The organism is Sulfitobacter sp. HI0027, assembly GCF_001634775.1.
Lineage (GTDB): Bacteria > Pseudomonadota > Alphaproteobacteria > Rhodobacterales > Rhodobacteraceae > Sulfitobacter.
In genome coordinates this window covers 1-7914 of sequence record NZ_LWER01000044.1, presented here as the reverse complement: position 1 = coordinate 7914, position 7914 = coordinate 1, and the positions used below count along the sequence as shown (strand labels likewise).

The following is a 7914-nucleotide window of genomic DNA, read 5'->3' as shown; positions in this document are numbered from 1 at the left end:
TTGATCATTGGGGCAATGTCGCGGCTGGGCTGGCTCGGACGGCGCACAATTACGGAGGGCAGCTGGCTATCACGATTGTTGGCGCGCAAGCCCAAGATGCTGGTCGCTATCGCGCTGGCCAATAAGATGGCCCGGCAAATCTGGGCGATGCTGACAAAGAACGAAGATTACAAGGATCCGGCGCTGGCAGTCGCGGCATGATGCTCTTGTTGAACTGCTAGCGACGGTGCCAAGGGGAGTGTAAGAAGACGACGACCTGAATGGGCAAAACGATCGAATAGATCTGGATTGGGAAAACCAGTTAGGGCCTACGAGCTCAGAGCTCGCTCAACAGATTTGGACCTGATCCGCTGATCACCATCCCGGCCCGCGGCTTTTGGAAGTGCCGCATCTCGAGGCCTTACAGAAGACCGCACTCGATCACTCGCCAATAGGGTCAAAAAATTCTTGCACTACGGGCGGCAACCACAGAAGGCCCTAGTTGGGCTGCTGGAAGATCTCGATCAGGTCGCGGCGAAGGCGGATCAGACATGAGCAAGGATCCGTTCCAGATACTCGCCGATGAGCTGACCTTGATCCGCAAAGACATGGACCAGCTCCAACGCACCAGCCTCGACAAGGACGAGGCGAAAAAGCTGAACCAGATCGTGACGGCAGCAGTCCTGAAAATGGCGAAGGCGGCGGAGGATGCGCCGGGGGACATTCAGGAGGCTCTGGAAGCGGACCGCGACCAGATGGCCCGCAGCGCCACACAAGCCGCGACAAGGGCCGCTGAGAGCGCCATGGCCGGAATCCGGCACGACCTCGACAACGAGCGCGCAAAGCTCTCACAGGCCGCCGGAGAGGCCCGCAGAGAGGCATGGCGCTGGTTTGGCGGGTTCTGGGTGTGGTTGGCTTCCATGCTTGCCACAGGGGCCGTTATCGGGGCGCTGGCGATGGCATGGATTGCCGGGCGCGGCGATGCCCGAGAGTTCGGACAGTTTCCAAGCGTCTATTGTGGCACCGCAGGTGGACAGGTGGTCGAACAGGACAACGGGTCCAGCTATTGCGCCATCTGGATCAATAGACCGGATCAGTGAAAATCAGTCGGCCAGCGTGGCTATCAGAGATTGAGAGTTGCGTCCTGCCGCTGGTGCAGCACACGGATCACCTCGATCTGGTCGCCACTGTTGCGGAAATAAATCATATGTGATCCGACCGGGCATTTCAGATAGTCGGGGCGCACATCGACTTCCCGGCCCCTTTTGGTGCCAGATACCAACCCCTCGAACGTCGCAATCAAATCACGGTGGTAGCTGTCAGCCTGCGCAAGTGACCAATTTTGAAACGTGTAAAACCAGATTTCTTCAAGGTCGATTTCAGCCATTGGCGAAAGCGCGCAGGATTTACCCTGCATGTTTGGCAGCGTGCTTCGCGTGCATACGGCTCAAGAAGGCCTCACTGTCGAAAGAGCGCGGTGTCCCTGACTGTTCCCCAGCAATCAGCGCATCCTGCAAAGCGCGGACTTTGGTTTCGTGTTCTTCGAGAAGCCTCAACCCCGCCCGCACAACATCACTGGCGGACCCATAACGGCCAGCTTGCACTTGCTCACCTATGAAATCTGAAAAGTGAGTTCCAAGGGTTACGGATGTGTTTCGGGGCATATTGACAATCCTTTTTCTAAGCAGAACCAGTATGTACCAATAAGTATTACAGTGCAATCCTGTCGTTTCACTCAAATCTTCTTAGTGTTTACAATGTTACCTACGGAGTAGTGTTACGGATTCGATAACGCGTTGGTATGAATGAGCTTAAACCGCCTCTGGGTTCCGAAAGGGCCAAACTTTGGTTCCGAAAGGGCCACAAGCTTCAACAGGCAAATCGGGTTCCCGATAGGCCAAACTTTGCCCACATATTGATGGATTGGGTCAAGGTTCCTGATCGGCCAAATTTTAGGTTCCTGATCGGCCAAACTTCGGCCATGATAGCAACATGAGTCTTTTACCCGAACGCCACCCTAACCTTGATCTCTTCGTGCTCGACATCGCAGATGCGGTGCCAAAAGATGATCTGGCGTCGATGGAACACCCGTTGTTCTCGCTCGCAACAAAGCCAGATATGCGGCATCTCGAATACAGGCAGGGAGACAACGTCCTCAAAATACGCCCATCCCCGCTAGGCCTGCCCACCATCTTCGACAAAGACATTCTGATATTTGTCATAAGCCAGCTCATGGCCCGAAAAAATAAGGGGCAGGAGATCGGGGACACGGTTCGGTTTTCCATGCGCGAAATGTGCATTGCCATAAACCGTCCTATCGGCGGAGATCACTATAAACGGATCGAAAACGCCATAGACCGACTACAAGGCACGCAATTTGTCACTAACGTCAGGACAGGCAAAGAAACCGAGCGCCGCACCTTCTCGATGATTGACGAAGGCGGCATGGTCAAAAACGAGGCTTTCACCCGCAACGACTATTGCGAGATCAAAATTTCGCGGTGGCTCATGCGGGCAATCGAAGCCAATGAAGTTGTCTCAATAAGCCGCGACTACTTCCGGCTACGCCGACCACTCGAACGACGGCTCTACGAGATCGCGCGGAAGTTTTGTGGGAACAAAAGCAAGTGGCAGATTGGCCTTGCCAACCTGCAAGACAGAACGGGCAGCAACGCTCCCCTAAAGCGCTTCCGCCTCAACCTTCGAGAAATCATCAAAGCGGACGTGACACCCTTCTACAGCTTTGAACTAACATCGGACGATTTGGTCATCGTCAGACCCCGCAAAGCACACCCCACCGCCCTATCCCCTTCAATCAGAATACCTGATTGGGCAGATGAAAAAGGCCGCAAAATTGGGTTCCTCCCAACAAAGGTACGTAATGCGACATAGCGTTCACGCCATGATGTTAGTCTGATGGCGTTTTTCGTGTTTTCGCCCCGCCCGTTTTGCTGCTCTGTTTATGCTGCCTTTTTCGGGGGCAGGATGCCAAGGGTATCGCGGAGCTTTTCCTCGGAGAAGTCGTACTCGCCGAGCATGTTGATATGTGCCCATGACATGGGCGAATGGGAGGCGATCAGCATTATCGGCGGATCAGCAGGCTGAAGTGAGAGACAAGATCAAAAACGGCGAGACGATCTCAGCCATTGCACGCCATTTTGAAACCAGCAGGCAAACAATCATGCGCGTCAGAAATCAGGGATAATCCTATGTCGCATTTCGTACCTTTGTTGGGATAGACCCCAGATCCTGAAGCAAGCGCAGATCGTAAGCGAACCTGAAGCTTACATCTCGTTCTTAAGTGATCTGCCATGGCCCATAGAAGCGATCGGCCTCGAGGCCGTACCACTGTCATAATGGCTCCATCGTGGCTTGCAAGAGGCAGGCTTCGAGCTCATTCTGATGGAAACGCGCCAGGTAAAGGCGGTCTTAAAGGCTATGCCCGTCAAGACCGACCGACGCGATGCCGAGGGTATCGCGCGGCTGCTGCGCATGGGCTGGTTCAGGCCGGTCCATTGCAAATCGGTTTCGGCGCAAGAGATGCGCGCTCTTCTCAGCGCTCGCAAGGCGGTTCAGAAAGCGTTGCTGGATATCGAGCAATCGCTCCGGGGAGTGTTGCGCAACTTCGGGCTGAAGCTCGGTCCTGTCAGCAAAATCCGCTACGAAGCGCGGATCCGCGATCTGGTAGCAGGAAACTCTGCTTTGGAGGCTGCATCTGCAGCGATCCTGAGGGCCCGAGCAGTACTGCGTAGTGAACTTTCTGCCCTCGAGCGTCGGGTCCTCACACTCGCACGTCATGACGATGCCTGTAGACGGCATTGCCAAGTTGGGTGATCGTGGGCGCAAGGGGGCGTGGCGTGAGCGCTTATGCAGTCATCTGGAGCGCATAGTCGTTCCACAGGCTGAAGGCGTCAGCCCGTGCGTGGCGGTATGAAGATGCGGTGAGACGATAGCGACGGGGACGGAAGAGGGTGTTTATCTGATCATGGGCCGCGAGGAATCTCTGCGCCTGTCGTTGGGACTTGAAGCGCCCCATGATTTTCTCTCGCCGTCGCGTTGGTCTATGTGAGCCCTCGATCCGGTTGTTCAAGCCCTTGTGTACCCGATGATCGGCGTCGGGAGCGAGCTTCCGGATCGGCGCAAAATAGCTGCGCAGTTTGTCGGTGATCACCACACGGGGCTGGCCGAACTGCGCGATGAGCCTTGCCAGAAAGCGCTTTGCCGCCCTGGCATTTCTGCGGGTTTGCACGAGGATGTCGAGCGTGTCGCCATTGGCATCCACGGCCCGCCACAGCCAGTGCTTCTTGCCACGGATCGGGATAACCACCTCGTCCAGATGCCAGTTGTCTGAAGGCGCTGGCCGGTCTCGTAGGATGCGGGTCGAGAAATGCCCGCCAAAGCGGTTGACCCAAAGCCTGATGCTCTCGCGGCTCACGATCACGCCGCGCTCGGCCAAAAGGTCCTCGACGTCCGCCGTGCTCAAAGCAAAACGGTGCCAGGCCCAGACGGCATAGGCAATGATCTCCCGGGGAAAGCGAAAGCCCTTCAGGCGCGGCATGGATGACGGCATTTTCATCAGAGATCCTGTAGCAGGGGCTCCACGACACAACAACTTGGCAATGCCCCTCGAACCCAGCGGAGGCATTCAGGACCCGGCTGGAAATCATCGAGACAGCCCCCAATGCGTTGATGTCCCGGGGTTCATACCCGAGACCCGCCCGCTGGCCTTTGCTACGCTTGACCTCCTGCCAATGATCGTAAACCCGGGCGAGATCTTTTTCCAACGCATCGGCGCTGCCTCTCAGGGCTTTCATCACTTCAGACATGCGTTTTCCTTTACTCGGCTTTTCAAGAGATTAACCTATGGTTTGCGGAAAATAGTTGGAAACTCAAATGGTTGTCTCGCTTCCAACTATGGGTTTGCTTGAACGGGCGTCGACGACTGAAATGAGATTTTGTTCTTCATGGGGGGCGGCTGTCGGCTTTGTTCTGCGGCCCGTTATCCGCTGCGTCTCGCCCAAATTGCAGCTCTGGGCCGTTCGTTGGACTTTGCAGATTGCCCCCTTGCATGAGAACCGCTTGGTTTCCAATCTCGGTACAGGCAAGCAAGAGGAGTAAATATGAGCGCTCGTTTATCGACCGCAATTCGAATCGGCGATGCCGCAAAGGCGATTTTGCAAAAGACGAAGAGCTTTCCAGACCAACAGTTTGAGGAGATTGAAAACTGGGCCGACCGCGAACATGTCGGCGTGGAGCCAATGCTGCTGGCGCTTTCAATGGAACTGGCACTCAAGGCATGGTTTGTTTTCGATCATGACGATCCGAATGCACTCAAGTCGCATAACCTAACAAAGCTGTTTGATGCCTTGTTGCCCCAAAGCCAGCAGAGGCTTGATGAGGAGTTCAAGCGATCAGTGATCCCACATCACCTCAGCGTCTTTTTCCTCGACTACGGTATTCGTGACATTCTCACACAGCACAAAGATGCATTTATCGACTGGCGGTATCTTCACGAAGCAAAGAAGACGATGATGTTTGACCAGAGCATTTTTGAGGCGACGCTCGAAATGGTACTCCACGAATTCAGGAAGCGATATCGCATTGAACAGGCGGCACCACTCTTCGGCCATCCCAACTAATGGCCGCTTCGGTGAAGCTGCGATGTGGAACCGGCGGCGGCCATGGGTAACCGGTTAGGATGTTCGTGTCAGATTGGATTGATCAAGCAGAAGTGCGGAAGGTTGAAACTGTCGACCTTTTGGGACCGGCTCTCCAAGGTCCACTTCAACACATTGATGCAAGCTGTATTTTAGAAGCCTGCATAGCGATTTTACTCAGTAATGAAACCGCAGCTGTGCAATCTCTAGGCTTTGGCCGTCGCCAGTTCCACTGACCCGGTAGACCATTCGATCTTCCTGAGAAATCCGCCGTGACCACCAGCCGGACAAATCGCCCTTCAAAGGCTCCGGCTTGCCGGTTCCTTTGAAGGGGGTCCGCTTGCACTGCTTGATCAGCTCGTTGATCCGGTCGCGTACCTTGTCGTTGGTGCTGACCCAGTACTGATAATCTTCCCAGGCCTGATCGGAAAAAACCAGCTTCACTCGGTCAGCTCACGCTCTTCGCCAGTCCCAGCATCGAGTTGCGCGATCGACGCGCGCAAGCGGGATGCGTTTTTCGGTGTGGACAAGAGGTGCAACGTCTCATTGACGGCGTTCCAAGTGTCCAAGGACACGACCACAACGGACTCGCCCTTCTTGCGCGTCACGACAACTTCCTGCTTGTCGTGGATCGCTCGATCCATGACGCCCTTCAGTTGAGCTCGTGCGTCTGAGTAGGTCATAACATCCATGTCGACTCTCCTTTGCCCCCCTCTATATGTACAATATTAAGTACAAGTAAAGGGGTGGTACGAAAGCGGCAGTCAATCTCATAGAGAAATTACGAGAGAGAAAGGAGCTTTAAACTTCATGCGAGCTTTACGATAAAAGCTTGCATGAGGTGCATAGCTAAAAACCCAACAAAACATAGGTAAAGTGCAGCATCCGGCAACATGCCACTTCCGTCATGCAAGGTTTGTAGGTATTATCCTCGTATAACCTCGCAAGGATTTGCCTGTGAAAGCTGCCGCCCAGACCACCTGGAACAAAGGACGCGTCGTGGGTAAAAAACCACCGCTGACGCCCGACCAGGTCTCGCTGATCCGTATGATCCTGCACCAAGAAAAAGCCTTGCGTGATCTGGCACTGTTCAACACCGCCCTCGATACCAGTTTCCGAGGATCGGATCTGGTGCGGTTGCGGGTGGCGGATGTGGCCACGCCTGCCGGGGTGCGCGAGATCGTGGAAATCCGGCAGAAGAAGACCGAAGCCCGCAATGCACGCCCGGTCCAGGCGCGGCTGTCCTCGGGCACGCGCGACAGTCTGCGCACCTATCTCGCAGCTTCAGAAAAGCCGTTGCACGGCTGGCTGTTCACGGGGCAGGGGGCACGGTGGTCCCAGTCCCATCTCAGTGAAAGTCAGCTCTGGCGGTTGTTCCGCTCCTGGCTGGTAAAGGCCCGCCTCGATCCCAGCCTCTACGGCCTGCATTCGCTGCGCCGGACCTTCCCGACCCATATCTACCAGCAGACCGGCAACCTGCGCGCAGCCCAGCTGCTGCTCGGCCATGCCAGTATCGAAAGTACCAAAGAATACATCGGTACCGAACAGGCCGAAGCCTTGGAAATCGCGCGCAAGTATCACCTGTGATGGCCATGCAGACCTATCTTGAGAAACGCCAGCCTGCGCAAAAAATGGCCCGGTTCTACCGGATGGCGGTCATGCCGAACCTGTTCGGCGAATGGACGCTGTACCGCGAATGGGGCCGCATAGGGCAGGGCGGTCAGGTTCGGATGGATTGGTTCGAGGGCGAGAACCAGGCCGTCGCGGCTCTGGTCACACTGGAAGCCTCCAAGCGTCAGTGAGGCTACTGGGTGGAGCCCCAGCAACTGGCGATGTTCAGGTGATAGCGTGACGGACTCGCACAAGCTTCTCGATTAGATGAAAAGTTTAGTAATTATTGTTGATTGTCACTGAGAACTGACCCGGTAGCCCCATAAATTGTCACTGAGAATTGACCCATGTGAACACACTTCCCCGACGGTTTTGGTTGGGGGGATTTGGAGTGATCGACATGGGATTTTTGAGTGTCATTCGACGCTGGGCATTGCGTGACAAGATGCCAATCAGGGAGATTGCCCGGCGGACGGGTTTGTCTCGGAACACGATAAAGAAGTATCTGCGTGAAGGTGCGGTGGAACCGCAGTTCAAGACGCCCAAGCGTCCAAGCAAGCTGGATCCCTATTCGGATCGGCTGTCAGCCTGGCTTTTAATCCAGACGCGGAAGTCACGCAAAGAGCGGCGGACAGTGAAGCAAATGCATGCTGATCTGGTGAAGCTG

Annotated in this window: 13 protein-coding genes and 1 pseudogene; 9 read left to right on the top strand and 5 right to left on the bottom strand. The window is 55.3% G+C overall.

Annotated features, from left to right (window positions below):
* Together A3722_RS02755 and A3722_RS02750 are read left to right on the top strand one after the other, a co-directional pair.
* A pseudogene (locus A3722_RS02755) lies at window positions 1-201 on the top strand (IS110 family transposase); the annotation flags it as partial.
* A 329-nt stretch (window positions 202-530) separates the two neighbouring features.
* The gene (locus A3722_RS02750) at window positions 531-1079 is read left to right on the top strand and encodes a hypothetical protein (RefSeq protein WP_067627334.1); all 549 of its coding nucleotides are present in this window, start codon (window positions 531-533) and stop codon (window positions 1077-1079) included.
* Window positions 1080-1102: 23 nt separating this feature from the next.
* Here the strand turns inward: A3722_RS02750 and A3722_RS02745 are convergent, their stop codons facing one another.
* Together A3722_RS02745 and A3722_RS02740 are read right to left on the bottom strand one after the other, a co-directional pair.
* The gene (locus A3722_RS02745; RefSeq protein ID WP_067627336.1) at window positions 1103-1396 is read right to left on the bottom strand and encodes a type II toxin-antitoxin system RelE/ParE family toxin; all 294 of its coding nucleotides are present in this window, start codon (window positions 1394-1396) and stop codon (window positions 1103-1105) included.
* On the bottom strand, window positions 1386-1643 hold the full coding sequence (locus tag A3722_RS02740) for a type II toxin-antitoxin system ParD family antitoxin (RefSeq protein WP_009824549.1): 258 nt from the start codon (window positions 1641-1643) through the stop codon (window positions 1386-1388). The genes A3722_RS02745 and A3722_RS02740 overlap by 11 nt, the downstream gene beginning before the upstream one ends.
* Window positions 1644-1971: 328 nt before the next feature.
* Between A3722_RS02740 and A3722_RS02735 the strand changes: the two genes are divergently transcribed.
* From A3722_RS02735 to A3722_RS02730, 3 genes are all read left to right on the top strand, one after another.
* Complete coding sequence (locus A3722_RS02735) at window positions 1972-2871, top strand: replication initiator protein A (RefSeq protein WP_236627334.1); 900 nt, start codon at window positions 1972-1974, stop codon at window positions 2869-2871.
* Between the two features lie 160 nt (window positions 2872-3031).
* Complete coding sequence (locus tag A3722_RS23055; RefSeq protein WP_114865794.1) at window positions 3032-3184, top strand: helix-turn-helix domain-containing protein; 153 nt, start codon at window positions 3032-3034, stop codon at window positions 3182-3184.
* Window positions 3185-3351: 167 nt separating this feature from the next.
* The gene (locus A3722_RS02730; RefSeq protein ID WP_067627337.1) at window positions 3352-3813 is read left to right on the top strand and encodes an IS110 family transposase; all 462 of its coding nucleotides are present in this window, start codon (window positions 3352-3354) and stop codon (window positions 3811-3813) included.
* 31 nt (window positions 3814-3844) lie between these two features.
* Here the strand turns inward: A3722_RS02730 and A3722_RS02725 are convergent, their stop codons facing one another.
* On the bottom strand, window positions 3845-4555 hold the full coding sequence (locus tag A3722_RS02725; RefSeq protein ID WP_067915903.1) for an IS6 family transposase: 711 nt from the start codon (window positions 4553-4555) through the stop codon (window positions 3845-3847).
* 544 nt (window positions 4556-5099) lie between these two features.
* Between A3722_RS02725 and A3722_RS02715 the strand changes: the two genes are divergently transcribed.
* Window positions 5100-5618, top strand: a complete 519-nt coding sequence (locus A3722_RS02715) for a hypothetical protein (RefSeq protein WP_067626707.1) — start codon at window positions 5100-5102, stop codon at window positions 5616-5618.
* Between the two features lie 195 nt (window positions 5619-5813).
* Here A3722_RS02715 and A3722_RS02710 read toward each other — a convergent pair whose 3' ends face one another.
* Both A3722_RS02710 and A3722_RS02705 read right to left on the bottom strand, forming a co-directional pair.
* Window positions 5814-6080: a Txe/YoeB family addiction module toxin gene (locus tag A3722_RS02710; RefSeq protein WP_067626705.1), complete on the bottom strand. Its 267-nt coding sequence runs from the start codon at window positions 6078-6080 to the stop codon at window positions 5814-5816.
* Window positions 6077-6328 carry a type II toxin-antitoxin system Phd/YefM family antitoxin gene (locus tag A3722_RS02705; protein WP_036743750.1) on the bottom strand — a complete coding sequence of 84 codons (252 nt, stop codon included), beginning with the start codon at window positions 6326-6328 and terminating at the stop codon, window positions 6077-6079. Before A3722_RS02705 ends, A3722_RS02710 begins: the two co-directional genes overlap by 4 nt.
* Before the next feature lie 265 nt (window positions 6329-6593).
* On the opposite strand from A3722_RS02705, the gene A3722_RS02700 reads away from it, so the two are divergent.
* From A3722_RS02700 to A3722_RS23050, 3 genes are all read left to right on the top strand, one after another.
* Window positions 6594-7223, top strand: a complete 630-nt coding sequence (locus A3722_RS02700) for a tyrosine-type recombinase/integrase (RefSeq protein ID WP_082849331.1) — start codon at window positions 6594-6596, stop codon at window positions 7221-7223.
* Complete coding sequence (locus A3722_RS02695) at window positions 7223-7438, top strand: WGR domain-containing protein (RefSeq protein WP_236627333.1); 216 nt, start codon at window positions 7223-7225, stop codon at window positions 7436-7438. The genes A3722_RS02700 and A3722_RS02695 overlap by 1 nt, the downstream gene beginning before the upstream one ends.
* A gap of 209 nt (window positions 7439-7647) precedes the next feature.
* Window positions 7648-7914, top strand: a 267-nt coding sequence (locus A3722_RS23050) for a helix-turn-helix domain-containing protein (protein ID WP_150120412.1), incomplete at its 3' end; no start/stop codon positions are given.